The sequence below is a fragment of the Paenibacillus sp. NAIST15-1 genome (assembly GCF_001894745.1).
GTDB classification, from domain to species: Bacteria; Bacillota; Bacilli; order Paenibacillales; family Paenibacillaceae; genus Paenibacillus_B; species Paenibacillus_B suaedae.
This window is the reverse complement of sequence record NZ_BBYF01000016.1, coordinates 42,290-67,859: the sequence shown is the minus strand read 5'-3', so window position 1 is coordinate 67,859 and position 25,570 is coordinate 42,290. Positions and strand designations below refer to the sequence as shown.

Here is a 25,570-nt window from a genome sequence, read left to right as displayed (position 1 = left end):
ATTCACTACGACATGAAAATCCGAATATTGACACGCTCATGCTTCATTTGCGATAATTCCAGACCGGGCGATACGACTCCAAAATCCTCCACATCCAATCGGCCGATTTGTTCTACCGCTTGAATTAATCCATCCTGACATTGCTTCAGTACCTTCTGCCCTGCCGTTTGGCCTAATGGAATTGCGCGAACCGCGTTTTGGACCAAGCTGGAGACGACTGAATAGAGATAATACAAAAGGGTCGTCGTCCCGGAAACGCCGAGATTGTGTCCGACCATCGTAAACACGATGGCCGGATGCCCAAAACTCAACTTTTCAAGGATACGCCCCCTATACTTGGAGAACACAGGCGACTCATACAAAGACTGCACGAGGTTTAACATCCGGTCTCCCATCTTTTGCGTACCTTCCCTTGTCTCGCGGGGCAGATTTTGCACAAACAGCATCCGATCCAGCTTCCATATCGTCTCCATATCCCCTGCCTGCAGCGCGTCAAAGACAAGACGGGACGCAAGCCCGTCCGCGTATACAAGCTGTTCATGAATATAGGTATCGAGCCATTCGGTAAATGTGGCCTGATCCCTAACCCGATCTTCCTGAATGTACGTTTCAAGTCCGAAGGAATGGCTAAAGGCTCCAGTAGGAAAGTTGGAATCGCAAAGCTGAAATAGAGCGAGTGCTTGCTTATCCATGACTGTGGCCAATATGACGAAACGCCTGCTTTACTTTCCGGTTTTCCCGTACATAGGGAATGTGCAACTGTACCAGCAGTTCCTCCACAAGATAGTCGTATTGAACAAGCATTTCGTCACCTTCGAATTGGGCAGGCAAATGCCGGTTGCCTAATTGATGTGCGATATGGCCCATTTCTTGCAGGCTGCGCGGACGAATTGCAATTAAGTCATCGGAGCGGACATCAACAATGATCATGTTCTTGTCGTCCATATATAACACGTCGCCGACCACTAAATCGCGCTGCTCTGACAGTCGGATCCCAATTTCATTGCCATGGTCGGTTGTAACGCGCTGAATCCGTTTGACGAGATCACCGCTTTCCAAATATACTTTCTCGATATGCCGCTTTCCGACTTCTTCCTTGTTCATTTGTTCGATATTTGCAATTACCTTCTCGATAATCATCAGCTTCACCTCAAAATAAGAAATAACGCTGTCCCATCGGCACTTTATCCACCGGTTCGCATGTCATGAGCTCTCCATTAACCCGAACCTCATACGTTTGCGGATCAACCGTGATCTCAGGCGTTTCAAAATTCAGCTTCATATCTTTTTTCGTTAATGTCCGGATACCGTGCACAGGCAGAACGATTTTTTCGAGCCCCAACTGTTCGTGAACTTTGTTGTCAAAAGCAGATTGCGAAATAAAAGTGATGGAGCTTTGGGAACGTGCTTTCCCATATTGTCCGTACATCGGACGGTAAATGACCGGCTGCGGCGTTGGAATGGATGCGTTCGCATCCCCCATCAGGCTTTGGGCTACCATCCCGTTTTTGATGATCATTTCAGGCTTCACGCCGAAAAACGCCGGAGACCAAATGACAAGGTCAGCGATTTTTCCGACTTCAACCGATCCGACATACTCGGAAATCCCGTGCGTAATGGCCGGGTTGATCGTATATTTAGCTACATAACGTTTAGCGCGGTTATTATCGGAAAGCTCACGGTCACCCGGAAGCATGCCCCGCTGTTTTTTCATTTTGTCTGCGGTCTGCCATGTTCGTAAAATGACTTCACCGATGCGGCCCATCGCCTGCGCGTCTGAACTGACCATGCTAAATACGCCCATATCCTGGAGAATGTCTTCAGCGGCTATCGTTTCGCGCCGAATGCGGGAATCCGCAAAAGCCAGATCCTCCGGTATCGACGGATTCAGGTGGTGGCACACCATCAACATATCCAGATGCTCGTCGATCGTATTAATCGTATACGGCAGCGTCGGATTGGTGGACGAAGGCAGCACATTCATATAGCTGGCCGATTTAATCAGGTCAGGAGCATGGCCTCCCCCGGCCCCTTCCGTATGATACATATGGATCACCCGACCTTTGATCGCTGCCATGGTGTTCTCCATAAAGCCACCTTCATTCAAGGTGTCGGCATGAACCGCAACCTGCACATCGAACTTGTCGGCCACGCTTAATGCATGATCCAGCGCCGAGGCGGTCGCTCCCCAGTCCTCATGCACCTTCAGCCCGATCGCTCCGGCCCGTACCTGCTCGGCAAGGGGTTCTTCCGCCGCAGCTTGTCCTTTTCCCGTAAACCCGACGTTAATCGGCAGCCCTTCGGCCGCCTGCAGCATGCGGTGGATATTCCACTCTCCAGGAGTTACTGTGGTTGCCTTTGAGCCCGCAGCTGGACCTGTTCCGCCGCCAATTAACGTCGTTAGGCCTGAAGACAGCGCCGTCTCGACCTGTCCGGGATTAATAAAATGCACATGCGTATCGATGCCGCCGGCGGTAACGATCTTGCCCTCCCCTGCAATAATTTCCGTCGCTGCGCCAATGACGATATCCACATGATCCATGATCAAAGGGTTGCCCGCTTTGCCGATCCCCGCTATCCTTCCGTCACGGATTCCGATATCCGCTTTATAGATGCCGGTATAATCCAAAATAATTGCGTTCGTAATCACGACATCCGGAATATCGTCGCCGCGGGTCGCAAGCGGATGCTGGCCCATGCCATCGCGGATCACTTTTCCTCCGCCAAAAACAACCTCATCACCATAAGAGGTAAAGTCCTTTTCAATTTGGATAATGATATCCGTGTCCGCTAAGCGGATCGAGTCTCCCGTTGTCGGTCCGTACATTTGCGAATATTGACTTCTGGACATTCTAAAGCTCATGATTGGCATCCGCCTCCCACAGATCCATCCGTCTTGTTATTAAATCCATACACACGGCGCTCCCCTGAATAATCAATCAGCTCCACTTCTTTTTCATCCCCGGGTTCAAAGCGAACCGCGGCGCCCGCCGGAATATTCAAACGCTTCCCAAATCCGCTCTTGCGGTCAAAAATGAGAGCTTCATTAACTTCATAGAAATGAAAATGCGATCCAACCTGCACAGGACGGTCGCCGGTATTTTTGACAGTACATCTCAAGACGGTTTTGCCGGCGTTGCATATAATATCTTCCTTCTGTAAAAAGATTTGTCCAGGTATCATCAGACTCTCTCCCAACGCAGTTCATCTATCGTATCGGATGATGTACAGTTACTAGTTTCGTGCCGTCCGGAAAGGTGGCTTCAACCTGGATATCGTCGATCATCTCAGGAATTCCGTCCATCACATCGTCGCGGGACAAAATCGTCGCCCCATATTCCATAAGCTCCGCAACTGTTTTCCCGTCCCGGGCCCCTTCAATAACTTCATAAGTAATCAGCGCAACAGATTCAGGATGGTTTAACTTAAGACCCCTTTCCCGTCTTCGCTTGGCGAGATCAGCCGCAACAACGATGAGAAGTTTATCGATCTCACGGGGCAGCAATTGCATAGTATGAGCCTCCTTCGAATTTCGAAACCGGTTTCGCACTGAAGAGAATGAACTCAATCCCTAGGTATGCACCTTCCCTCTGACTCAATCAGATTAAAGTGGTATTTTTTACCTATATAATATAATAAAAAAACCAGTAGAAACAAGAAATTTCGCTTCTACTGGTCCTAAAATATATAAAAAATTCACAAAAAATATATCAATTAGCAACCAAATCTATCTCAATGATAGCTGTTACTCACAACAGTAATCACGCATCTTTAAATCTTGTACGCCTTCATCGCCTTGCGAAGTTCCTTCCACGATGGGCGCTTGCCGTACATCAGTACGCCCGTGCGGTAAATCTTCGCAGCGAGCCAGCCGAAGAACAGGATGGATACGATCAAGATCGCAATGCTCACCCAGAATTCCCACCATGCTGCATTTCCCGTACCAATCCGCAGCAGCATCGAGGTCGGTGTGAAGAATGGAACAAAGGATGTCGCTTTTACCAGCAAGGTGTTCGGTGACGACACGCTAAACATTACAATGTAGAATGCCGCCAACGATAGCATCGTAATCGGCATAATCGCTTGTGCCAAGTCTTCAGTCCGGCTAACGAGCGAGCCTACTGCTGCAAACAGCGTTGCATATAGGAAGTAGCCAAGCACATAGAGCAGCAATCCACCACCAACCACTGTCCAATCAATCATCGAGATATCGAAGTTGAGTGCCTTCAGTGGGGCTGAATTATGCGGCAGCAGCAGATTAATCATAACCACAACGAAGAACACAATAATTTGTATCAGCCCAAGTATGAACATGCCGATAATTTTCCCGAACATTTGCGCGAGCGGCGATACGCTCGTAATGAGAATTTCCATAATACGCGAGCTCTTCTCTTGCGTAACCTCGGATGCAATCATGTTACCTGTCATCGTATTCGTCATGAAGAACAGAATGATCAATACCATAACGACGATAATCGAAATCGTTTTTTGTATCGGATTTTCTTCCTTCGCTTTCTCGCCTTCCTTCACGATCTTCTGTGTATCAATCGTAACCGGCTTGCTCAGCTCTGCCTTCTGCTGTTCGGTAAGTGAATCCTTCACGAGCCACTCAGTCTTCACTGCACTTAATGCACCTGTAACCGTCGCCTCATCGCCATGTCCAAGCTCATCCTTGCCATGGAACACAACCTGCGGGAACGATTGCTTCTCCACATTGCCCGCTTCGTCCTTCTTTAGCTCGAACTTCAAGTATCCTTCCAGATCGCCGGACTCCGCTTTCTTGCGCAGCTCTTCTTCTGAAGCGGACGGAACAAGCTTTAAGTCGCTGCCTCCATGCTTCGTCATTTGATCTTCAAATGATTTCACAATGTCCGCGTACTCTCCACCCTGTACCAGACCGATTGATGTAGGCTCATTGCTCGAAAATTGCGAGATCAGATACGGAATATTAACCCCAACTGACATAATGAGTGCTAAAATAATCGTTGTAATGATGAACGACTTCGTCATCATCTTCGTCTTCAATGTGAATCGAATGACCGTCCCCAGGTTATGCATTAGATTCGCCTCCAACTGCTTTAATGAAGATCTCGTTCAATGTCGGCTCCTTCAGCTCGAACTGCTGAACTGTCGATTGTGCCATCGCAAGCTGCAGGATATCCTGTGCGGCCACTTCATTCGTAATGTGCAGTTTATAACCGTCTCCTGTTCGGGAAACGGATTGGACGCCTGCGATGCGATCCAAACCATCCACATCTCCACTCGTGCGCAGGATGACATGCTCTCGTGGATATTGAGATTTCAATTCACGCAGCGACCCTTGCAGCACCGCATTGCCCTTTTGCAAAATCGTCAGGTTCTGGCACAGTTCTTCTACATGCTCCATCCGGTGCGTAGAGAACAGAATGCTCGTGCCTTGATCGCGCAGCTCCTTAACCGTCTCCTTCAACAGTTCGACGTTAACGGGATCCAAACCACTGAACGCTTCATCCAAGATGAGCAGCTTCGGCTTGTGAACAATAGCTGCAATGAAGCCAATCTTCTGCTGATTCCCCTTAGACAGCTCCTCAATTTTCTTGTTGTAGTTTTCCGGTACATTGAACCGTTCCAGCCAATACTTTAGGTTCTTGTCTGCTTCCGCACGCTTCATCCCGCGCAGCTGCGCCAAGTACGTTACCTGCTCGCTAATCTTCACCTTCGGGTACATTCCCCGTTCCTCCGGCAAATACCCGAGAATACGAGTCAGCCCTTCATGATACGGCTTGCCATGATACGTAATCGAACCGCCATCTGGATAAATAAGACCGAGCACCATCCGCATCGTCGTTGTCTTGCCCGCACCATTCGCACCAAGCAATCCGTAGATTTCCCCTTCTTCTACCTTAAAGCTAAGACCATTCACGGCTGTCTTGTCACCGTACTGCTTCACGACTTGCTGCAACTGTAATGGATTCATTGCGCGTATACGCTCCCCTCAATATGCATCTCAATCATATAAGCTAATATGTCATCCAGCTCCAATGCATGAGTCTGAACAACCTCAATCCCTTCATCGTGCAAAAAACGCTCCAAACCGGTAGCATTATGCGCAATAAGTCTTACCCCGAAGCGCTCCTGCATAGCCTTCATCAGACCTGGTGCACCTTCGTAATCCGCTGCCTCGCCATCCACGACGAACACTTTCCAAGCATCGAACAGGGTGTCCTTTTCCGTAAAATGAAGCACCTTGCCCTTATGCATAATCAGAATATAATCGGCCAACCGCTTCACCTCATCCACGATATGTGTCGCGATTAAGACGGTTCGCTTCCCATCCTTTAAATACGAATGCAAATCATTGATCATCATGCGCCAAGATAGTGGATCGAACCCGGAGGACGGTTCATCAAGCAGCAGCAGCTCTGGCTGCGGACATATCGCAACGATCAAATCCAGCTTGCGGCGCATTCCCTTCGACAGCTTACTCAGCTTCTGCTTCGGCGGCAGCTCATACTTCGCCATAAGCTGGTGGTAGAGCTGCCAATCCCATGAAGGATACCACTGTGAAACAAAGGATACGACTTGCTCCGCTGTCATATCGTCCTCCTCCGAATCAGAGTTCTCCGCTACGAAGCCAATTCGCGCCTTCACAAGTGTGCTTAGCTCTGGCTCTGTCTTCTCCTGCAGCACAGTTACCTTACCTTCATCAGGATGAACAAGTCCCAGGCACATTCCAAGCATCGTCGTCTTGCCAGACCCATTCGTACCTATGATTGCGGTGACACAGCCTTGTGGTATGCATATATTTAACGGGCCAATGCGGAAGTTGTCACGCTGCTTCACTACCTGTTTCATCTCAATTACATGTTGATTGTCCAATGCTTCTCCCCCCTTGTACGCACCAAATACTAGCTCCCGCTGTGCTTACGCTGGATGATTTCCTGAAGCATCTGCATGAGTTCTTCAGTTGATACATCCACATGCATTGCAGCTTCTACGGCTTGCTCGAGTGCCTGCTCGATCGCTTCCTTGCGATACCTGTCGCGATCTGCCGCTTGAACCGGTGTCACAAATGTCCCCGTGCCTTGCTTCGTCCGCAGCATCCCTTCGTTCTCCAAGTCTTGATATACCCTTCTGACTGTAATCACACTGCATTGGAGCTGATTTGCGAATTCACGTATGGACGGAAGCAGCGTTCCCTCTTCTACCTGCCCGCTCAGGATGAGTGCACGAAGCTGGTGTTTAATTTGGGCATACAACGGTTCGGAGCTATTCGTATTAATTTGAATCGGTATAAACACCGCTTCTCATCACCTCCTGATTCATTCTGTGCTTCATTACATCCAATCTCGCTTCAAAACGATCTTACGCAGTCGATTCATTCCTATTACCATCGAATTGACGATGATAACAATGGACAACACGATACCCATCCAAGGGTACGATCGCGCTACGTCTACCACAGTCTGTAAAATACTTCCGTCCGCTACCCCTACCAGGACGGACACAACTGTTATAACGCCTAGTAGAATAAATGTATACCTCATATATAATCGTCCGCTCATGCTCAGCTCACACGAGATATACAACCAATTAACAGCAACAGCGTACGCTACCAGCATGAATACATAGGATAAGATGCTGATCCAGTCAAGACTTCTCAGTGTCTCACTGAGTAAGAAGTGCCCCACGATAACAATGCTCATATTAATCAGCAGAGCCACACACATCTGCATCGTACGTGAATACACTATGGTTCTCGCATCGATTGGGAGTATGCGCAGCTTCCGCATCCATTTCGTATACGAGTCATCCTTCATATATCGCATTGATCTTCGAGAGAAAAAGAAACCAAGATTCGGGATCGTAAAAAGAAACACAAAATCCGCAACCCCCTTGAAAGCTCTCGTCAAGACCTCGTCGCCACGAAATAACTCTCGCAACACCAGACCGCTCATCGTGGCCATATAAACACTGAACGCTACCGTCATCAACAAGCCCCATTTGAATCGAACAAGATCGCTCTTTACAAGCATCCACGCTTCTCTATATGGTCTACGCACTTCAAGACCCCCTTTATATCAAACTGATTCACACTATAGATCGGTAAATCAAGTGTGCTTGCTCGCTCATCACTGTGCTTACTGTATATATCTTTATACACAGTATAATGAGTGACTACTTCCCTGTCAATTCATCATTAGGAAAAATAAACATTACCCTATCCAGACTCATCTTTATTTGCACCGTTAAAAGCCTACTATGATGAAGAATCTAAGCACGCAAAAAAAGCTCGCCTTTCGCACTTAAAGTGCAGAAAGAACGAGCTTCTTCTAAACTAACTATCGCACTCAGAACAAACCAGCGATTCGTGGAAATCCTCTTCACAAATCGCCGTCTACTAGTTGATTACAGACCAAATATAGCATCTATTACTGGCTTTGTATGACCACCTGGATACAAGATATACAGCAAAAGATATACGGTTGCCCCTGTTATTGCAGTAATGAACCAGATGACAGAGGTGAACTTGCCTAGCTTGCGGTGCTTCGCATAACTCCCTTTATACCCTGTATACAGTGTCGTCAAGCCGAACACAGCTGCTACAGCTGCAAGCACAATATGGAACAACAGGAAGACCAGATAATATACCTTAAGGTCATCCGGGCCGCCCCATGCGGTATTGCCAACGAAAACCGTGCGAGACGCATAAATAATGAAGAAGATTGTCGCAGCTACGGCCGCTGCCAGCATTGTCTTCTTATGCTGTTCCCGCTTGCCCTTAATAATTTGAGCCCAACCGATAGCGACCAATATGGCGCTGACGACGATGAACGTCGTGCTGATAGTTGGCATAATAAAGTATAGATCCACGAATGAAACGCCCTCCTCATATACATCGGCAACGAAGCAGCCAATAACTCTCCTGCTTCTGCTTACGCTACCCATTATAGAGCATTTTTACGAATTCAACTGCCCTTCTGCTGTGGTGTCCACAAAATCGTCATCATCTTTACTTTCACGTCTGAACCAGTGGACGAATACGTAGAAGAGAATACAGCCATACATCGTTTCTTGAATCAGCTTCATTAGAATGCCTCCGAGCTGTTGATCTTCAATCGGAGTGAACCAATTAAAGAAGCTAGGCCCATCAAATGCGGCGAGCATCTTTACAGGATCCCCGGATATGCAATAGCCCATTGCCTGCACCCAGGCTTCCTTGTCCACATACGTAGCATAGAGAGGCTCGCTTGCAAAGATGATTAATGCACAGGCAGGAGTAATTAGAACGCCATTCAAAAAAACATAGCCCATCTTCTTCACATCTGTCAGCGAGTTCCACTCTGGTACCGGAACGACGATTGGCCACCACATCAGCATAGCAGCAATGAACAATACAATGTAGTAAATAATATGTTCCGTATAATGAGTCATGACGTAATCATGCACTGCCGGCACATGATAGAAAGAGAACAAGGTATTGAATAGAACAGCGCTAAGAATCGGATTCGTTAACAGCTTCAATCGCTTCAGCGGCTTGCGATCCAATAGATATCGCCATAACCAGGACGGAATAGCTAATAATAGAAGCGGCGGTACAATAATGTATGATAATGCCATCATCGCCATATGGAAGGTGAACATCATATGACTCATCATATTAATAGGTCCGCCTTGAGCTAGGTAGAGCAAGCCTGTCCCAATTACAAACATTAGCTTCTTCGACGCAGGCACTGGCTCAGAAGATGAGAATCGATTGCGAAAAGGCCCTGTCAGCCCGAAATATAACACATTGATAAGCACCGTTGCTGTAAGAAACAACGGACTCCACACATCATAGAAACTAAAGTACTCTGTCAATCCGAACATAAATGTTCAGCCCTCCTCATCCTGCAACACCCGAGGCGCCACCATTTCGCCACATTTAGCCCTATTACGGAAAAAGAGGCGACGCTCTTCGCGTCCCCTCTTCTCACTTATCCGACTTTACCACCATACCCAATACACAGCCATTATGATGGCCGTGAAAGCAATGACGGCTCCACCTATCATGAACAGTATCGGAATCATATGTCCTTTATCTTTCATATGCATCCAATACCCCATCTGAATGACAACCTGCAAGACTGCCATGACGAGAAGGATGATAACTGTGAACGTTGGGTTTACTTCACCCGCTGAACCTACCGTAGCAAATGCGATCAACGTAAGCACAATAGAGAAGATGAATGCAATAATATGCTTCTGCTTGCCCTCATGCTTATGTCGACGCTTCGAGTTGTCTGATGTTACTTGGTGTGTTGTCACTTGGTTAACCCACCTTTCCCATGAGGTATACAACTGTGAAGATGAATACCCACACAACGTCGATAAAGTGCCAATACAGTGCGGAGACGTAAATCTTCGGTGCTGTAACCAAATTCAAGCCCTTCTTCATTGTTTGCAAAATAACAAGTGTGATCCATACGACACCAAAGGCAACGTGCGCGCCATGGAAGCCGACCAGGGTGTAGAAGGATGAACTGAACGCACTCGTTGTAAACGTGTGACCTTCATGCACATATTCTACGAACTCGTATATTTCAAGACATAAGAATCCTAGTCCCAATGCAACCGTTACTGCGAGCCAGCTGAGCATGGCTTTGACTTCTTTGCGGTGCATCGCTTGAATAGCGAACACGCTCGTCAAGGAGCTGGTCAGCAAGATCATTGTAGCAGCCGCAATCATTGGAAGCTTGAACAGCTCGGAAGCGGCAGGACCATCACCGATTTGGTTGCGCAGCGCAAGGAATGTTGCGAACAGCGTACCGAACAATACCGCCTCTCCGCCAAGGAACAACCAGAAGCCGACGACCTTATTGCGGCCTTCTAGGGTTGCTTTTTCCGGCTCATGTGGCCATTCGCCTTCTGCGTGATGTGCATGTGCACTCATGCTTTAACCCCCTTCTGCTCCAACTCTTCCGGTTCGATATGATATCCATGGTCGTCCTTAATCGAACGCAGGAACATACAGCCGAATGTAATCAGCAGGCCGAAACCTGCCACGATATGATTGTTGAACAAACCGTTCAGCAGTGCATTATTGAAATCATCCTTCGCGAACATGAAGCCGAAGCCTGCCACGAACAAGCCAACAGACATCATGAACGGGAGAATAGATGGCGATGGCATATGAATGGAACCAATCGGCTCTGCAGCCGGCATTTCCGTGTTGCCCTCCATCTTTTCTTTCCACCAAGCATCATAGCCGCGCACAAGCGGAGTTTGCTTGAAGTTGTACTCTGGCGGTGGAGATGGAATTGTCCATTCCAGCGTACGTCCATCTTCCCAAGGATCGTTGCCCAGGTTCTTCGGATCTCTTGATGTAATTGCAATGTTGTACAAGAACATAAGAACCCCGATACCCATCATGATTGCCCCGATCGTACTTACCAAGTTCATGAGGTCGAAGCCTTGATTCGGCAAGTACGTAAAGACCCGACGCTGCATTCCAATCAAACCAAGGAAATGCTGAACGAAGAATGTCAATTGGAATCCAATCCAGAACATCCAGAAGGTAGCTTTGCCTAGTCCTTCACGAAGCATGCGTCCGAACATCTTCGGCCACCAGAAATGGAGCCCTGCGAACAAGCCAAGCACCAAACCACCAACAATAACGTAGTGGAAGTGCGCTACGACGAAGTACGTATCATGGAACTGGAAGTCAGCAGGCGCAGATGCCAGCATGACGCCTGTAACCCCACCCATAACAAATGTTGGAATGAAACCTACTGCGTACAGATTGGCCGCGGTGAACTTAATCGAACCGCCCCACATCGTGAATAGCCAGTTAAATATCTTAATACCGGTTGGTACTGCGATAAGCATCGTTGCAATCGAGAACAGCGCATTCGCTACTGGCCCAAGACCAACTGCAAACATATGGTGAGCCCATACCATGAAGCCTAAGAAACCGATCAGGATCGTTGCGAATACCATGGAGCTGTACCCGAATAGGCGCTTGCGAGAGAACGTACTGATGACGTCGGAGATAATCCCGAACGCCGGCAAAATCAGAATGTACACTTCCGGGTGACCGAAGATCCAGAAGATGTGCTGCCAGAGCACCACACTTCCTCCATTCGGTACATAGAAGAAGTTCCCGCCAAACAAGCGGTCGAACATGAGCAGGATCAATCCTACCGTTACAGCAGGGAAAGCGAACAGAATTAATGCAGACGTAATAAAGGACGCCCATGTAAACATCGGCATGCGCATGAAGGACATTCCCGGCGCGCGCATGTTAATAATTGTTGCCAAGAAGTTAATGCCCCCGATGAGTGTACCCAAACCAGAAATCTGCAAGCCGATGGTGTAGAAATCCACACCGTGCGTTGGGCTATAATCCGTATTTGATAACGGCACGTAAGATGTCCAGCCTGCATCAGGCACACCGCCCATCAGCCAGCTCAAGTTCAGCAGCAAGCCGCCGAAGAAGAATGTCCAGAAGCCGAGTGCGTTCAAGAACGGGAACGCAACGTCACGAGCCCCGATCTGCAGCGGGATAATGGCATTCATTAGTGCAAAGATAATCGGCATTACACCGAGGAAAATCATCGTGGTGCCGTGCATGGTAATCAATTCATTAAAAGTTTTTGCGTCTACGAAATTATTCATAGGCTGAATTAATTGTATCCGGATCAAGATGGCTTCAATACCGCCAATACCGAAGAATAAAGCCCCGGCGATAAGGTACAGAATGCCGATCTTCTTATGGTCGACCGTCGTCAGCCAATCCATCAAGCCGCGATGTCGCTTCACCGTGTGAGCCAAGGTCGTTACCTCCCCTAGAAGATGCTGAAATCTACTGCTTATTGATTGCTTTCAAGGAATCAAGCTTGTAATCTGCCAAGTATTTCACGATGCCATCGAGTTCTTGCTCGGACAACTTATCTTTGAATGCTGGCATCTTATTGCCAGGCTTCACCTTCTCCGGATCCTGAATCCATTGACGGAGATGATCCTCGATCTTCTTCTGATCCAGCACCTCATCAGCGGTTTCACGGTTCAGCATGATGCCGGCTATAGCCTCACGACTACCTATCCCTTTCAGGTTAGGTCCCATGGACGGCTTATTATCGATAGCGTGGCAAGACAAGCAGTTCTGCTTGAAGCTCTCAGCAACTTGTGTGTCACCTACGAACGGTTTTGGTTCGGCCTTCATCTCATTCACCCAAGCCGTGAATGTAGCTTCACTGACTGCCTTTACCTTAAATTCCATAAATGCGTGGGAGTATCCGCATAGCTCAGCGCACTTCCCTCGATACACGCCTTCCACATACGTCTCAATGTACATCTTGTTGACGTTGCCGGATGGGTTCGTATCCATCTTGCCCGCAATGGATGGAAGCCAGAAGGAGTGAAGGACATCAGCTGTCTTCAACTCAAGCGCAATCTTCTTCCCGTTCGGAACAATCATGTCTTGTGCTGTTGTAATCCCGTACTCAGGATATTCGAATTCCCACCAATATTGATGACCTGTTACCTTAACCTTAATTGCATCTTTGTCTTGGCTATAGTCCTCAGCGAAGGCAAATACATACTTCACCGTTGGAACTGCCAAAATAATGAGGAGGATGATCGGAATGACCGTCCAAATCACTTCAAGCTTGTGGTTCCCTTCGACTTGCTTCGGAATCTCGTTCTGTCCCGGTCGTCTGCGATAGCGAAGGACGACATAAATGGAAATACCGAAAACGACAATAACGACTAGCGTCATAATCGTAATCGCCAACTGCATTAATCCGAACTGCTTGTCTGCAATGGGCCCCTGCGGATTGAGAGCCGATATATCAGCACGACCGCAAGCACTTAGGAGCAGGACGAGTCCGGCGAACAGTGGAAGTAGTCGCTTCACTGCGTGCCACCGATTCATCATTGATCAACCCCACTTTGTACGTTTTCGCTGATTACCCCATCGCATGCTGTGTCGAAATCTCAATGCAAGTGCCCCTATGGCTTAGAAGTGAGTACAAGCTGCCATCCAGATAAGCCAATATTAACCAATCATTCATCGCGCAGAGAATCCATTGCGCAATGAAGGCGCATGCATATTCGAATTCAGACCGGTAAGAATCCTTCTTCGGAAGTCATTCTCATGTTCGAATGCCTTCAGGCAGGCCCCGGTTTAAACACGGATGTCGTAATCCTGTCAATTACTACAATCACTTACCTAAATATAATTTCCATATATTTATTTGTCAATGTTTCCCGGTCAGTTCACAAAGTGTTCAAATACTCTGAAAAACGGCTTTATATCAGTATTTGTAAACGGTTACAAAATACAAAATGAGACTGCTTGCCTTTGTCGAAACCACTCAATTTCTGGCAGTTTCCTGCCTGTTTTGATCACAAAAATCTATATTCCGCATACTCGCATGTTGATTTTTGAACACTAATGGAAGTAAATAAGGAGGTTGAATGGAGTTGTCAAATGATGTTCACAACAACGCAAATCACGTTCACTGGATTGTCACATTTATAATCGCCGCTGTCATGCTGGTCTCTTCCGGCTGTGCTGGAATGGAGGCTGAGAAGTCAAGGTCGCCGGGAGGCAACACGAAGGCGAACTATGCAGATCGGAAGGTTAAGGAGCAATCAGCACCTTCTGGAACCCCGTTGCCCCAAATGGGCACCGAAAGCAACCATCGTACGAAACAGAACACAAAGCAGTCCCATTCCACATCTCAGCCGCAGGCATTGTCTAATCCGCGTCCCCTGTTCATCAATCAATCTGTCAGCGATGCTGTCGGACATCTGGATGGAATCAGTGTAGCCTATGTCTTGCAGCATAAGGATGCCGCTTATGTCGCACTCACGCTTGATGGCACAGGCCTAGGTACAATCGGCAGCGGAGGCAAGCATGAGCAATCCCGAATCGGCGCCCCAAATACAGCTGGACATATGGAACGCGAGGCGAGTCGCTGGCCCCCGCGCTTCATTACATCGGATAGTCCGGTACGTACAGTGAAGCAGAGCGACAAATTATCAGATGAGCTCCTTCATACCATCGACAAGACAGTTCGGAGTCAGACCTCTGGAGTGAAGCATGTTCGAATTAGCGCCAATATGGACTTATTCAACGGATTAACTCCTTATGTCATGCACGCTTATCCTGGAGATTCTCTGCAATTCGCAGAGGCGGATATTATGAAGCTTATACACCGCACAATGCACTAACAACTCATGAGACGTTGAACAGATCTAACTGACGATGAGAATGAGGGATGTTACTTGCACCTAGTTTTAGGGAGAGATGCAGCCGCATCACTCCCTCATATTTCTACCTATATAATTATGGTAAATAGTTGTTCAGCCCTATCCTAATGTCCCTGACGAATTATTCCTTCCCCCTAATGTAAATGGAAGACAAGTCAAAATACGCGGTCCATCTGCAGTCACCGCTACGGTATGCTCGAAGTGCGCTCCCCAGGAACCGTCACATGTAGCAACAGACCATCCATCTGCACCCAGAATCACATCACCAGATGTACCTAGCGTAAATATCGGTTCAAGCGTTATGACCATCCCTTCTTCCAAATTAGGCCCGCGTCCAGGCCATCCATCATTCGGAATTTCAGGAGGTTCATGAATAGACTGCCCGATACCATGCCCCACAAGCGCAGTTACGACTCCATAGCCCGCATCACGCCCCATGCGTCCGATCGCAGCCGCTATATCTCCAACCGGCCTTCCAGGGGTCGCCAACTTCGCTGCATATCGTAATGCATGAAGTGTCTGTTGCATAAGACGCTTGGCCTCAGGTTGTATGTAGCCAATTCCATAGGTCCATGCCATATCTGCGAGCCATCCTTTGTAATTCACCACAAAATCTATCGTAACGAGGTCACCTGATTTAAGAGGTTTTGCAGACGGGAATCCATGGCATACAACCTGATTCACTGATGCGCATGTTGCATACGGATATCCATAATACCCTTTCTGCTCAGCAGTTGCTCCCTGCTGCAATAACCAGTTCTCTACGAACTGGTCAATTTCCACCGTTGTAACGCCAGGTGCGAGCCTTGACGCCACTTCACGATGGCAGCGGGCTGCCAAGTATCCTGCCTTCTGCATCAGCTCTAGCTGCGCAGCAGTCTTTGTATTCTCCATTGCATACTCCTCCAGCGTTACATGTCCCAATGATAAGTATATGCACGGGATCATCTATTATAGAAGCACTATTGGAACCCCTTCATTTCACTCATCCATACGCAAACAAGGCGCCCCGATTACCGGCGCGCCTACTCTGTACATATTCTCAGTTATTCCTTACATTCGCAGGTTAGCACTTCAGTTCCTCGTAATGTCTGATCAGAGACGGTTATGACGTTACGACACACTGGAATCCATTTTGCACATTTCCAATTCTACAAGCTGAGTTAATTCATCTTCATAGCCGCCCATAATCCGGTACTTCCGGATGTACTCCTTCACGAATTTCCGAGGATTCTTCGGACGGAAAATACGTGTCATCTCCAACAAGCTTTCTTTCACTTCGTTGTGACCTTTTGTTGCCATGAAAATTCCCTCCCAAAGCGTTGTAGATCATGCCCCGCAACGGAGAACCAATTGGACTATCGCTTCACTTACTGGAATTTGCAACCTTTTAGTTCTAGTATATCATATTCAGCCGAGCTGCAAAATCACACCAACATATCTTAATCATTTCTCCATTGGGTATGCTAGTAACAACATAGAGTTAACATACAACGCGTAATCATGCTGTCGTAAGGCTGAAATTCCATTACTACTACAATAAACAGGAGCAATCTCAATGAATCAGCATTCCTCGAGTCCGATTCAAGCTGACGCAGCAGAACAGACTGGATTTGACCACATTAAATTGCAGCAGGCATTGGATACGCTGCCTAAATTGTTCCCCCGTATGTATTACTTCGCGTGTGCGCGTCATGGACAAGTAATCGCTGAGGTGTATGCCGAAGGAGTAAGACCTGGGCAATTCTATGATCTGCGTTCCGCTACCAAAAGCTTCATTTCAACACTCGTGGGCATTGCCGTTCATCGCGGGGACATGCCTTCGCTGCATGAACCAATCGCTGACTATTTGCCGCAAGACATCGTGGGCAAACGCCAGAAAGATACTTGGTGGCACCGCATTACCTTCAAGCATTTGCTTACAATGACATCGGGCTTGCTATGGGAGACAGGCAATCGACTCGGAGAGCGCTGGATACGCAGCTTCCATAACAGCAGCAGCTGGGTAAAGTATGCGCTGCGACTGCCCGTCCATCCCGAACGGTTCGGACAATTTCAATATCGGAGCATTGATTCCCATCTGTTATCGATCCTGCTCACTTCCTGCACCGGGATACGTGCAGATGAATATGCAAGAGCGCATCTCCTATCTCCAATAGGCATCGATCATTACCGCTGGGACTTATCCCCTGACGGGCATGCAGCAGGCCATGTTGGACTCTGGCTGACTGGACCAGATATGCTTCGATTCGGCCAGCTCATACTAGACGGTGGTTCCATCCAACCTGCTGGTAATGAAGGATCAGACGAGCGCTTTCACGTCATACCCTCTACATGGATTACGGAATCGCATCGCCCCTATTCACCTGGCATGCCTGCTTTTGGCGCCTACGGCTACCAATGGTGGCTCCACCAATTAGGCAGCGAGGAGGCAGCTTGTGCAGTTGGTCATGGCGGACAAGTGATATATGTAGTGCCGTCGCGCTCCCTTACTGCCGTGTTCGCTGGCAATCCACATGTATGCCGGTGGAGACATCCGAAGCGTTGGATGGAAGAGCAGCTGTTGTCTGCTGCTACATTTTCTTAATATTCAATCCGACTATCGCTGCTGGCGAGGGCTTGTGCCGCACGATATAATGGTACAATCAGGAAAGGGGCGTTGTATGTGAAAAAAATTCGTGCATTAGGCATGGGAAGGGACATCGTGCTGCTAGCCGTCATCTTATTCTTCGTTGAATTTGTGCGAGGAGCAGCGCTCGTTTCATTCATCCCTATCTATGGCCAGAACATACTGTACATTAGCCTTGCCATTATCGGGGCCGCGACTACCGCACATTACTTGACGGATACGCTGCTTAAGACAGCTATCGGATATTTGCTGGATCGTTTCCCCGCCAGATTGATTATTAATATAGGATTGCTTATTTCACTGACAGGGATTGCTCTGTTCCATTACGGAAATATTCCATGGGTGTTCATCTTGGCAGCTGCCTTATATGGCGTTGGAATATCTCCCGTATGGATTGTCTGCTTAACGAAGGTAAAAGAAGATCAACGAGCCGCCCAAATGGGCTTCCTCTATATGATATGGCTGGTTGGGATGGGCGCCGGCCCTGTCGTGTTGAACCTCATCCTAGACTATAAGCCTGCAATCTCTTATTGGCTGCTTGTTGCCTTGTCCACTGTCGCTTGGCTGCTTAGCTTTTTCGTCGCAGGCGGCAAGCAAGCCGAACGTATTTCCGTTCCATTTCGCGAGCAGTGGGAGGCACTGCGCGAGAAGCTGAAGGCGATCAAGCCGCTGCTGCCCGGCATGATTCTGCAAACACTCGGAGCAAGCATGCTCGTGCCGATTCTGCCCACATTTGTTGCAGAGTCTTTATCATTCACCGAGCACAGAGAATACTCACTTCTTCTGCTCCTCGGGGGCGGCTGTACAGTACTTGGGCTAGTCCCGATGGGCAAATGGTCAGATAAGAGCAGCCGCAAGCCATTCCTTGTGATTGGATTCGGCATATTCGCCTTAACGCTAGCCTCATTGTCACTGCACCCGTCGAAGTTGGTGGCTTACGGACTTGCCGTGGTTCTTGGCCTGTCATATTCCGCAGTGCTTCCTGCGTGGAATGCACTGCTCGCCCTCTATGTCCCATCTGGTCAGAAGGGACTGGGATGGAGTCTGTTATCCACTGTGGAGGGCATTGGCGTCCTCATTGGCCCCGTTCTCGGGGGCTTTATTGCGAGCGCTACGTCTGCCAGCATGGTCGTATGGATTAGCGCAGCATTGTTCGGCATCGTCTCCATCGTGTATTTGCTATTTCCATCACGCTGGTTTGCAGAGCAATAGCTTCAACGAACCATTATGCAGCGAGTTCCGGTGAGTTCCGGAAATTGTAATGAGGTTTCTATTTTATCTAATTCATGAACCGCAGTAGATTCAAGACAATGAAACTATTAGAACGCTCATACGTTACATGTACTAAGCAACAGCGTAAGGAACTGTAGTTTCAACATCGGGGGGAACTTGTTTTGTGGGAGTGGATACATAACACCATCAGTTGGCTTAAACATTTGGATATCAATCAAGTCGAGCATTGGATGCAGCAATATTCGAACTTGGGGCCGTTACCTGGCATATTGCTCCCGCTCGTGGAGGCCATCCTGCCTTTCTTACCGCTTATCGTATTTGTTATGGCAAATGCAGCAGCTTACGGCTTAGGGCTTGGCTTCCTCTATTCCTGGATTGGCGCAAGCCTTGGGGCTTGCCTTGTATTCTGGCTGGCTCGTAAGTTCGGCGGCCGGTTCAGCGCTTACCTGCAGAAGAACATGCCTTCATCGCAGCGATTCTTCTCATGGCTGGAGACCAAAGGATTCACACCGTTGTTCATCTTATATTGTTTCCCATTCACACCATCAGCGCTAATCAATATCGCAGCAGGAATTAGCACGATCCCGTTTCGTACATTCATTTGTGCCGTATTTGCCGGGAAGTCGGTCGTCATATTTATCATGGCCTTCATCGGCCACGACTGGCAGGGTTTTATCCATCAGCCATGGCGCATTCTAGTTGCGGTTGCTGTTCTGTTCCTGCTCTGGCTCGGCGGGAAGAAGCTCGAAGCTCATTATCAACTCTAGAAGCTGTAGACATCATTTACTAAGGAATCGAATCGCTCATTCTTTGAAATAACTGATTCTTTTCCTTTGTATTCATCACAGGATATTTTCAAGTAGGCAGGGCACCTTAATAAGAGCATTCAATGAGGTGATGATCCATCACCTGAAGCTTGCCGCTTGCACGCAGCAAACGAAAGGAGCTCATGACCTGCATGACTGAAAATGACCATAAGATGAATCCGATATCGAGGGAGCATGTTGAAGTGGACGGCATCTATGCCAATGAATGGGGACGCGAGGAAGTATTGCACCGCGGTCAGACCTTCCCATCTGATCCTCAGCTTGGTGCGTCGGAGTGGGAGCTCCAGCAATATTTGTTCGACAATCACCACACGGGTGAGACGGATCAGCGGCTTATTGCCAAATCAGATGAGACAAGGCAGAAGCAATCCAAGCAAACGAGTCCACGCAAGCATACCGACCGTGGCGACAAATAAGCCGCATATGTTCATGCTTCCTTAAAATGATAGGGAGAGATTCAAAGCTGCCTACAGCCCCGAATCTCTCCCTTCGTTATGTATATTCGATTCATATAGCCAATCGATGAAGCGTGAGGCAATTTTACCTTGCACATCTGGAACAATTACAAGTGCTGTCGGATCATTTCCGCCAGTTCACCCGCGAAGCCTTCAGCCCCCATGCTGCGCCATTCGAGGTTCGTAAGCGGAAAGCGAAGGAAATGATCAACTGTCGTATCCGTATCCACAAGTATCCCCCGCACATTACGCGCACGTCCATTGAGATAGACGAGCAGTTCTGTCTGGTGTTCTGCCGCCAAAAAGATGAGCTCCATTTCTTCAACTTCTCCGCGAAAATAAGAGGTAGGAATGAATTCGAATTGCTGTACGAATGGGAATTTACCGCCGATTCGTGGGGCATGAATACAGTCCGCAGTCCGCAGTCGGAAGCCAAGTCGGTTCACACCGTCAATTACAATGCTCTGCTCAACCGTAGGGATAATTTCGATTCGATCGTGGTCATTTGGCTCGATGTTACGAGTACGGTCTACGCCTAGCTCTATCATCAGCCATACAGGGGTGTTATCAATCGTAAGTGGAACCCGATTCGGCAATACAATGGAGAATGACTCATCCTTCGTCTCACTCGTACTTAGCGTGAAGGATTCACGGATTGTATAGCGCTCAAGCTCACAATAACTGCGCTCGCTTCGACCATCCAATTGGCGCGCATACTCCGTCATTAATACAAGCTCAAGGCGCTCGACATACTGTGGGATATGGCCTCCCCGCAGCTTCACAATTCCACGTAATTCCTCGCCCGGTGCATATCTTCCACGTTCCAGAAGCGTATCGATCTGGGCCGTGCCAAGACCAATGCTCCCTAGGAAACGGTTGAACATGGACATTACCTTGTCCCTCCCCTGAACTATTCACATGAGCAAATATGGAAAATGTTTCTTATACCCATTCGACAGCTTCCCCATTTTCCCTTTTCGACACGAGCAAGAAATACTTAATTTTGAACGATGTTCATGAATCTCTCTCACAAACATTTACATTTGATATAAACTTCCTGCCCGAAAATCACCCCAAACAGAGAACGTTCTGCTATTATGGAATAGCAGTAAACAGAATAATAGTCAGTTGCAATCTCAATATAGTGCCCGTATGAAACGTCTTGGATTCGGCAAACATGGGAGAGATGGAATCTTGATGCTCTTTGTAATCAATCAACATGCAGGCAATGGAAAAGGGCTGCGCACATGGCAATTGATAGAGTCGCGCATGCAGCAGCTAAAGATCGAATATACCTCCTGCGTGACAGCAACACCCGAAGAAGCAGAGATGCACGTAAGTGCTCATCTTACGAAATACCCTCGTTCTACGATAGTGGTACTCGGCGGAGATGGAACGATTCATCGACTACTGCCAATTCTAGCAGGTACCCAAGCTGCATTAGGAGTTATTCCTGCTGGCTCAGGCAATGATACCGCTCGAGGATTTCATATACCTACTGAACCATTGCAAGCATTGCATACCATTCTTCACGGGCAGCGAAATGCTGTCGATCTGATCGAGATCAACGACAAGTGGACATTGACCGCTTTGGCGACAGGATTTGATGCGGAAGTAGCAGAAGCCGTCAACCGGAGCCGTTATAAGCGTTGGTGCAACCAACTTCGAATAGGCTCCGCTGCCTATTTGATCGGTGCGGTCATCGCGATGTTCACGTTCAAGCCCGCAAGAGCCTCCATTACAATCAACGGTACCATACATCATTTTGACAACGTGTGGCTAGCGGCTATCGCCAACTCCTCTTCCTACGGGGGAGGAATCCGTATCAGTCCACAAGCTGACCCACATGACGGAGAGCTGGATATATGCATTGTACACAGCTGCACCCGTTGGACCTTAATGAAGCTATTCCCGACCGTATTTTCCGGCAAGCATGTGAATCTGCCTTATGTCTCGATGCTGCGCGGACACGATGTTCATATCACTTCATCGAACGCTCGCGTTGCTTATGGTGATGGGGAACGGATTGGCACTACTCCGCTCCAAGCTGCAATTGGTAGACATAAGCTGCTCATGCTTCAGCCTTCATCAAGTCATCATTACGAATCGAAGATTGTCTAAAAAAAACTGTTTCTGTATCGCGATTAAGGGTAAGTATTACATGGTAATGCCTACATGAGAAAGGGGAACCATTCGTGGGAGAATCAAAAGTCAAATCATTTTTCGGAGAATTTAAGCAATTTGCAATGCGAGGCAACGTTATCGATCTAGCAGTCGGTGTTATTCTCGGTGGCGCCTTCAACAAAATCGTGACTTCGGTTGTCAACGATCTCATTATGCCTCCACTCGGTCTGTTGATGGGCGGAGTCAACTTTAAGGATTTGTTCCTTAACTTGAGTGATCAAGACGTATCGTCATTGGCGCAAGCACAAGCAGCGGGAATTCCCGTTATCGCATACGGCCAATTTATTAGTATTATTATCGACTTCATCCTTGTGGCCTTCTCTGTGTTCCTGCTTATTAAAGGGATCAATGCGCTTCATCGCAAGAAGCCCGAAGCACCTGCAGAGGAGACAACAAAGTCTTGCCCATACTGCCTGTCGGAAATTCCGAAAGAAGCTACTCGCTGCGGACACTGTACTTCTATCCTGAACGAGTCCGAAGCCAAAGCGTAACGAGCACGTTCGGCAAGTTCTCCATTTAAAATCATTCAACAAAAGACCTTCTTGCTGCACCACACCATCCTCGTGATGATGTCTGTAGGAAGAAGGCCTTTTTTGTCCAATCGGATATAACGAGACTACATGGCTATATGGAGCGGTTCGGCTTGCTCATAAGCTGCTCCGCAATCGCGCGAAGCTGCATATCTGGCGTATATACTTCCTCTCCCATATCCACTTTTTTAATCCGAATTTCTTCTACATCTGTACCCGCGTGATCTGGTTCGAAGCGAAGCGCTGCTTCATCCGTACAATGAACTTCATATCCCATCATGCGCAGCATTTCCTGCATATCATCCACAGTTGGCTTCTCTTTATCCGGTGTCATAACTAGGCCGCGAAGCTTCGCGATCTCGTCAGTTCCGTGATGAACAACTTCAAAATGTACAATGCACTCCATACGATGCCCTCCTCTTGCTGTCTCTTAGCGAAGCTGTCCTTCCTCGTATCTTCTCCGAAAGAAGATCGGCACATACTTTACATGCATATGAAGTCTTTCAACATCCATTACATGTATCTATGTCAAACACCGATTTGGCTTGCTGGTATACTAGTCGTTCCGATATGTTTCTATACGTAAAGATACTTTGACCGGTTTCGGGTTTTGGTCATTTTTCACTTATCTGTCACGATTGATGTTAATCAAAATACGATGAGATGACCGCTTGGATCCGCTTGTTAAATGCCTCTGCATCTTCAGCCCCCATCTCGCTTTGCCATTCGTACAATACGAGATCCTGTACGAACTTCCCTAAGACAAGCCGGGTGATCGCTGCATGCTCTGTAAGCAGCGCCTTCGTTGCCACACCTTCCCCCATTGACCCAACCAATGCTTCCTTACGATCAATAATAAATGCAAAAGGACGCGTGTGACGCATGCCATCTGCATCGAACAAGGAAGGCACCCGCATACTTGCATTGTCCTCCGAACCCGCGATAGACCACAGCACCTTCACTCCCCGCGCCTCAGCAAGTGCCAAGTGCTCCCGAATTAAGGTCGCATCCTCTGGCCACACATCTGCGATAATTTCCAGCTTAGCCTCCTGCAGTACGCGTTTCACGGTCTCGATAACCGCCCGCTCACCTTCGATACTGTAGAACGAAGTCTCATCCGCTTCTGTCACGGGCATGTGCTCCCGAATATAGTGAAGCGATGAATCTAATCGAGAGGCTAATATGCGCGTCAATTCCTCCGGCTGCAATGCCGCATAGTGAGAGGGTTCTCCATCCCGATGCAGAATGACTCCATGATCAACGAGCCGCTGTAATGCTGCATATACATTGGAGCGCGACACGCCTAGTTTCTTAGCAACCTCATACCCCGTCATCGCACCTTGTTCGGATAGACTGACAATAATTTTAGCTTCCATCTCGGTAAATCCCAATGAACGTAAATGTGTAATTAGACCTTGACCTTCCATCGTACTCCTCCTGCTCTAGGTGTCTCCTTACTCGTATTGCTCGTACAATGAAAAAGAGGCCGCCGTATTTCCATAGATGGCAGGCCCCTATTGTCATTCCATGCATATAAGCTGACTGATACACATTTCCATTCCCAGTTTAGACTTCTTGCAGCTGGGTTGTTGTCAGTCTGTACTGCCTCAACTTACGCAAAGTGAATGGTGCAACGGAACCAGATGCTTATACGAATGGCGTCCCGCACCGTTCACACCATTTGGCTTCCTCGTCTGCCGTGCTGTTGCAGTTCGAACAGCGTCGACCCGCTATTTCTTCTTCTTTCATAATGGTAATTCGGCGACCGCCGACCGTTACGTTCAAGTCATCATGATCCCGATCGGCCGCTCCACCTTGTTTAAGCCGGCCTTGATCGGAAGATGCACTGCTCTGAGAGTCTTCCGCATGCGGCTCCAATACATGCTCATCTTCTTCCTCTTCCTCGTACGTATAGTCATGCTCCCTATAATCGGTATGTTCCGGATAACGCACAGCCTCTTGAGCAGCAGCCGCCTCCTCTTGCTCTTCCCGCTTGGCCTTCAGGAAGGCCATGCCGAGTTCATCAATCTCTTCTTCCTCCATTTGTGGCGGCTCTGGCAGCTTGCGTCCGCATACCGAACAATAATTAGCCGAAAATGGGGCAATTTCGCCGCATTCGCATCGCTTCTGCTTACGCAGCTCGCTTACCTTCCAATCCAGAAGCTTCATCTCTTCTTCAACGAGCAGATTCAGCTTAGCAATTTCCTTCAAACCTTCCTCCGCAAGTGTTAAGTCATTCTTTTTATAGGCATCATATACGAGTTCGCCGATATCATAGACATTCTGCTTCCATTCTTTGCGCTTAGCTACTATTTGGGCTTGAACCCGGTTCATTTCCATCATGTTATGCGCTTTTTCCGATGCTTTGGAAGCACCATCTTTAATTACTTGTATAAAGCGGTTCATCCCAATATCTCCTTTCAACTGCCATTACGGCAGAATTCCTCTGTTAAACTAATAAACGCAGTATTAGCG

The 25,570-nt window shown here is 48.1% G+C and carries 29 protein-coding genes; 7 read left to right on the top strand and 22 right to left on the bottom strand.

Annotated elements, in window-relative coordinates:
* Nucleotides 1–5: 5 nt before the first annotated feature.
* The 16 genes from PBN151_RS24200 to coxB all read right to left on the bottom strand — a co-directional run bounded on the left by PBN151_RS24200 (nt 6) and on the right by coxB (nt 13,897).
* Entirely contained in the window at nt 6–692 is a 687-nt protein-coding gene (locus PBN151_RS24200) for an urease accessory protein UreF (protein ID WP_072731034.1), read from the bottom strand.
* Entirely contained in the window at nt 685–1,104 is a 420-nt protein-coding gene (gene ureE / locus PBN151_RS24195) for an urease accessory protein UreE (RefSeq protein WP_370510453.1), read from the bottom strand. The genes PBN151_RS24200 and ureE overlap by 8 nt, the downstream gene beginning before the upstream one ends.
* A gap of 46 nt (nt 1,105–1,150) precedes the next feature.
* A complete protein-coding gene (gene ureC / locus PBN151_RS24190; RefSeq protein WP_072731032.1) occupies nt 1,151–2,863 on the bottom strand; it encodes an urease subunit alpha in 1,713 nt (570 codons plus the stop codon).
* Nucleotides 2,860–3,183 (bottom strand): urease subunit beta, encoded by a 324-nt coding sequence (locus PBN151_RS24185; RefSeq protein WP_072731031.1) that lies wholly within the window; start codon nt 3,181–3,183, stop codon nt 2,860–2,862. Before PBN151_RS24185 ends, ureC begins: the two co-directional genes overlap by 4 nt.
* A 25-nt stretch (nt 3,184–3,208) precedes the next feature.
* Nucleotides 3,209–3,511 (bottom strand): urease subunit gamma, encoded by a 303-nt coding sequence (locus PBN151_RS24180; RefSeq protein ID WP_072731030.1) that lies wholly within the window; start codon nt 3,509–3,511, stop codon nt 3,209–3,211.
* A 260-nt stretch (nt 3,512–3,771) separates the two neighbouring features.
* Complete coding sequence (locus tag PBN151_RS24175; protein WP_072731029.1) at nt 3,772–5,058, bottom strand: ABC transporter permease; 1,287 nt, start codon at nt 5,056–5,058, stop codon at nt 3,772–3,774.
* Nucleotides 5,051–5,956: an ABC transporter ATP-binding protein gene (locus tag PBN151_RS24170; protein ID WP_021256211.1), complete on the bottom strand. Its 906-nt coding sequence runs from the start codon at nt 5,954–5,956 to the stop codon at nt 5,051–5,053. The genes PBN151_RS24175 and PBN151_RS24170 overlap by 8 nt, the downstream gene beginning before the upstream one ends.
* Nucleotides 5,953–6,858, bottom strand: coding sequence for an ABC transporter ATP-binding protein (locus PBN151_RS24165; RefSeq protein ID WP_083545310.1), 906 nt, complete (start codon nt 6,856–6,858; stop codon nt 5,953–5,955). Before PBN151_RS24165 ends, PBN151_RS24170 begins: the two co-directional genes overlap by 4 nt.
* Before the next feature lie 29 nt (nt 6,859–6,887).
* Entirely contained in the window at nt 6,888–7,280 is a 393-nt protein-coding gene (locus PBN151_RS24160) for a GntR family transcriptional regulator (RefSeq protein ID WP_021261259.1), read from the bottom strand.
* A 36-nt stretch (nt 7,281–7,316) separates the two neighbouring features.
* Nucleotides 7,317–8,042: a hypothetical protein gene (locus tag PBN151_RS24155; RefSeq protein WP_072731028.1), complete on the bottom strand. Its 726-nt coding sequence runs from the start codon at nt 8,040–8,042 to the stop codon at nt 7,317–7,319.
* 346 nt (nt 8,043–8,388) lie between these two features.
* Complete coding sequence (locus PBN151_RS24150) at nt 8,389–8,853, bottom strand: DUF420 domain-containing protein (protein ID WP_021256215.1); 465 nt, start codon at nt 8,851–8,853, stop codon at nt 8,389–8,391.
* 87 nt (nt 8,854–8,940) lie between these two features.
* Complete coding sequence (gene ctaG, locus PBN151_RS24145; protein WP_028533568.1) at nt 8,941–9,849, bottom strand: cytochrome c oxidase assembly factor CtaG; 909 nt, start codon at nt 9,847–9,849, stop codon at nt 8,941–8,943.
* Nucleotides 9,850–9,966: 117 nt separating this feature from the next.
* A complete protein-coding gene (locus tag PBN151_RS24140; protein ID WP_021256217.1) occupies nt 9,967–10,287 on the bottom strand; it encodes a cytochrome C oxidase subunit IV family protein in 321 nt (106 codons plus the stop codon).
* A gap of 4 nt (nt 10,288–10,291) precedes the next feature.
* The gene (locus PBN151_RS24135; protein ID WP_021256218.1) at nt 10,292–10,912 is read right to left on the bottom strand and encodes a cytochrome (ubi)quinol oxidase subunit III; all 621 of its coding nucleotides are present in this window, start codon (nt 10,910–10,912) and stop codon (nt 10,292–10,294) included.
* Nucleotides 10,909–12,759 carry a cytochrome c oxidase subunit I gene (ctaD, locus tag PBN151_RS24130; protein WP_072731082.1) on the bottom strand — a complete coding sequence of 617 codons (1,851 nt, stop codon included), beginning with the start codon at nt 12,757–12,759 and terminating at the stop codon, nt 10,909–10,911. The genes PBN151_RS24135 and ctaD overlap by 4 nt, the downstream gene beginning before the upstream one ends.
* Nucleotides 12,760–12,823: 64 nt before the next feature.
* Nucleotides 12,824–13,897, bottom strand: a complete 1,074-nt coding sequence (gene coxB / locus PBN151_RS24125; RefSeq protein WP_072731027.1) for a cytochrome c oxidase subunit II — start codon at nt 13,895–13,897, stop codon at nt 12,824–12,826.
* Between the two features lie 542 nt (nt 13,898–14,439).
* On the opposite strand from coxB, the gene PBN151_RS24120 reads away from it, so the two are divergent.
* On the top strand, nt 14,440–15,198 hold the full coding sequence (locus PBN151_RS24120; RefSeq protein WP_072731026.1) for a hypothetical protein: 759 nt from the start codon (nt 14,440–14,442) through the stop codon (nt 15,196–15,198).
* 138 nt (nt 15,199–15,336) lie between these two features.
* Here the strand turns inward: PBN151_RS24120 and map are convergent, their stop codons facing one another.
* A complete protein-coding gene (gene map, locus PBN151_RS24115; protein WP_072731025.1) occupies nt 15,337–16,131 on the bottom strand; it encodes a type I methionyl aminopeptidase in 795 nt (264 codons plus the stop codon).
* A 219-nt stretch (nt 16,132–16,350) separates the two neighbouring features.
* Nucleotides 16,351–16,539 carry a hypothetical protein gene (locus PBN151_RS24110; protein ID WP_021256223.1) on the bottom strand — a complete coding sequence of 63 codons (189 nt, stop codon included), beginning with the start codon at nt 16,537–16,539 and terminating at the stop codon, nt 16,351–16,353.
* 256 nt (nt 16,540–16,795) lie between these two features.
* Between PBN151_RS24110 and PBN151_RS24105 the strand changes: the two genes are divergently transcribed.
* The 4 genes from PBN151_RS24105 (at nt 16,796) to PBN151_RS24090 (ending at nt 20,342) form a co-directional block, all read left to right on the top strand.
* On the top strand, nt 16,796–17,824 hold the full coding sequence (locus tag PBN151_RS24105; RefSeq protein WP_072731024.1) for a serine hydrolase domain-containing protein: 1,029 nt from the start codon (nt 16,796–16,798) through the stop codon (nt 17,822–17,824).
* Nucleotides 17,825–17,902: 78 nt separating this feature from the next.
* A complete protein-coding gene (locus PBN151_RS24100) occupies nt 17,903–19,078 on the top strand; it encodes an MFS transporter (protein WP_083545309.1) in 1,176 nt (391 codons plus the stop codon).
* Nucleotides 19,079–19,260: 182 nt separating this feature from the next.
* Nucleotides 19,261–19,866 carry a TVP38/TMEM64 family protein gene (locus tag PBN151_RS24095; RefSeq protein ID WP_021256226.1) on the top strand — a complete coding sequence of 202 codons (606 nt, stop codon included), beginning with the start codon at nt 19,261–19,263 and terminating at the stop codon, nt 19,864–19,866.
* 191 nt (nt 19,867–20,057) lie between these two features.
* Nucleotides 20,058–20,342 (top strand): hypothetical protein, encoded by a 285-nt coding sequence (locus tag PBN151_RS24090; protein WP_021256227.1) that lies wholly within the window; start codon nt 20,058–20,060, stop codon nt 20,340–20,342.
* A gap of 146 nt (nt 20,343–20,488) precedes the next feature.
* Here the strand turns inward: PBN151_RS24090 and PBN151_RS24085 are convergent, their stop codons facing one another.
* A complete protein-coding gene (locus tag PBN151_RS24085; RefSeq protein WP_072731023.1) occupies nt 20,489–21,271 on the bottom strand; it encodes a sporulation protein in 783 nt (260 codons plus the stop codon).
* 307 nt (nt 21,272–21,578) lie between these two features.
* On the opposite strand from PBN151_RS24085, the gene PBN151_RS24080 reads away from it, so the two are divergent.
* Entirely contained in the window at nt 21,579–22,502 is a 924-nt protein-coding gene (locus PBN151_RS24080) for a diacylglycerol/lipid kinase family protein (RefSeq protein WP_072731080.1), read from the top strand.
* 74 nt (nt 22,503–22,576) lie between these two features.
* On the top strand, nt 22,577–23,056 hold the full coding sequence (gene mscL, locus PBN151_RS24075; RefSeq protein ID WP_021256230.1) for a large conductance mechanosensitive channel protein MscL: 480 nt from the start codon (nt 22,577–22,579) through the stop codon (nt 23,054–23,056).
* Between the two features lie 133 nt (nt 23,057–23,189).
* Here mscL and PBN151_RS24070 read toward each other — a convergent pair whose 3' ends face one another.
* From PBN151_RS24070 to PBN151_RS24060, 3 genes are all read right to left on the bottom strand, one after another.
* On the bottom strand, nt 23,190–23,501 hold the full coding sequence (locus PBN151_RS24070; RefSeq protein ID WP_072731022.1) for a dipeptidyl aminopeptidase: 312 nt from the start codon (nt 23,499–23,501) through the stop codon (nt 23,190–23,192).
* 238 nt (nt 23,502–23,739) lie between these two features.
* Nucleotides 23,740–24,522, bottom strand: coding sequence for a TrmB family transcriptional regulator (locus tag PBN151_RS24065; RefSeq protein ID WP_021256232.1), 783 nt, complete (start codon nt 24,520–24,522; stop codon nt 23,740–23,742).
* Nucleotides 24,523–24,742: 220 nt separating this feature from the next.
* Nucleotides 24,743–25,501, bottom strand: coding sequence for a hypothetical protein (locus PBN151_RS24060; protein WP_072731021.1), 759 nt, complete (start codon nt 25,499–25,501; stop codon nt 24,743–24,745).
* Between the last annotated feature and the right edge of the window lie 69 nt (nt 25,502–25,570).

Bases quoted from the DNA above. Each gene is read 5' to 3' on its own strand.
- coxB (WP_072731027.1), bottom strand. From the start codon at position 13,897: ATGATGAATCGGTGGCACGCAGTGAAGCGACTACTTCCACTGTTCGCC.
- PBN151_RS24085 (WP_072731023.1), bottom strand. From the start codon at position 21,271: ATGTCCATGTTCAACCGTTTCCTAGGGAGCATTGGTCTTGGCACGGCC.
- PBN151_RS24065 (WP_021256232.1), bottom strand. From the start codon at position 24,522: ATGGAAGGTCAAGGTCTAATTACACATTTACGTTCATTGGGATTTACC.
- ctaG (WP_028533568.1), bottom strand. From the start codon at position 9,849: ATGTTCGGATTGACAGAGTACTTTAGTTTCTATGATGTGTGGAGTCCG.
- PBN151_RS24200 (WP_072731034.1), bottom strand. From the start codon at position 692: ATGGATAAGCAAGCACTCGCTCTATTTCAGCTTTGCGATTCCAACTTT.
- PBN151_RS24175 (WP_072731029.1), bottom strand. From the start codon at position 5,058: ATGCATAACCTGGGGACGGTCATTCGATTCACATTGAAGACGAAGATG.
- map (WP_072731025.1), bottom strand. From the start codon at position 16,131: ATGGAGAATACAAAGACTGCTGCGCAGCTAGAGCTGATGCAGAAGGCA.
- PBN151_RS24120 (WP_072731026.1), top strand. From the start codon at position 14,440: ATGGAGTTGTCAAATGATGTTCACAACAACGCAAATCACGTTCACTGG.
- PBN151_RS24170 (WP_021256211.1), bottom strand. From the start codon at position 5,956: ATGAATCCATTACAGTTGCAGCAAGTCGTGAAGCAGTACGGTGACAAG.
- ureC (WP_072731032.1), bottom strand. From the start codon at position 2,863: ATGAGCTTTAGAATGTCCAGAAGTCAATATTCGCAAATGTACGGACCG.
- PBN151_RS24135 (WP_021256218.1), bottom strand. From the start codon at position 10,912: ATGAGTGCACATGCACATCACGCAGAAGGCGAATGGCCACATGAGCCG.
- PBN151_RS24105 (WP_072731024.1), top strand. From the start codon at position 16,796: ATGAATCAGCATTCCTCGAGTCCGATTCAAGCTGACGCAGCAGAACAG.
- ureE (WP_370510453.1), bottom strand. From the start codon at position 1,104: ATGAACAAGGAAGAAGTCGGAAAGCGGCATATCGAGAAAGTATATTTG.
- PBN151_RS24180 (WP_072731030.1), bottom strand. From the start codon at position 3,511: ATGCAATTGCTGCCCCGTGAGATCGATAAACTTCTCATCGTTGTTGCG.
- PBN151_RS24185 (WP_072731031.1), bottom strand. From the start codon at position 3,183: ATGATACCTGGACAAATCTTTTTACAGAAGGAAGATATTATATGCAAC.
- ctaD (WP_072731082.1), bottom strand. From the start codon at position 12,759: ATGGATTGGCTGACGACGGTCGACCATAAGAAGATCGGCATTCTGTAC.
- PBN151_RS24080 (WP_072731080.1), top strand. From the start codon at position 21,579: ATGCTCTTTGTAATCAATCAACATGCAGGCAATGGAAAAGGGCTGCGC.
- PBN151_RS24110 (WP_021256223.1), bottom strand. From the start codon at position 16,539: ATGGCAACAAAAGGTCACAACGAAGTGAAAGAAAGCTTGTTGGAGATG.
- PBN151_RS24090 (WP_021256227.1), top strand. From the start codon at position 20,058: ATGACTGAAAATGACCATAAGATGAATCCGATATCGAGGGAGCATGTT.
- PBN151_RS24060 (WP_072731021.1), bottom strand. From the start codon at position 25,501: ATGAACCGCTTTATACAAGTAATTAAAGATGGTGCTTCCAAAGCATCG.
- PBN151_RS24070 (WP_072731022.1), bottom strand. From the start codon at position 23,501: ATGGAGTGCATTGTACATTTTGAAGTTGTTCATCACGGAACTGACGAG.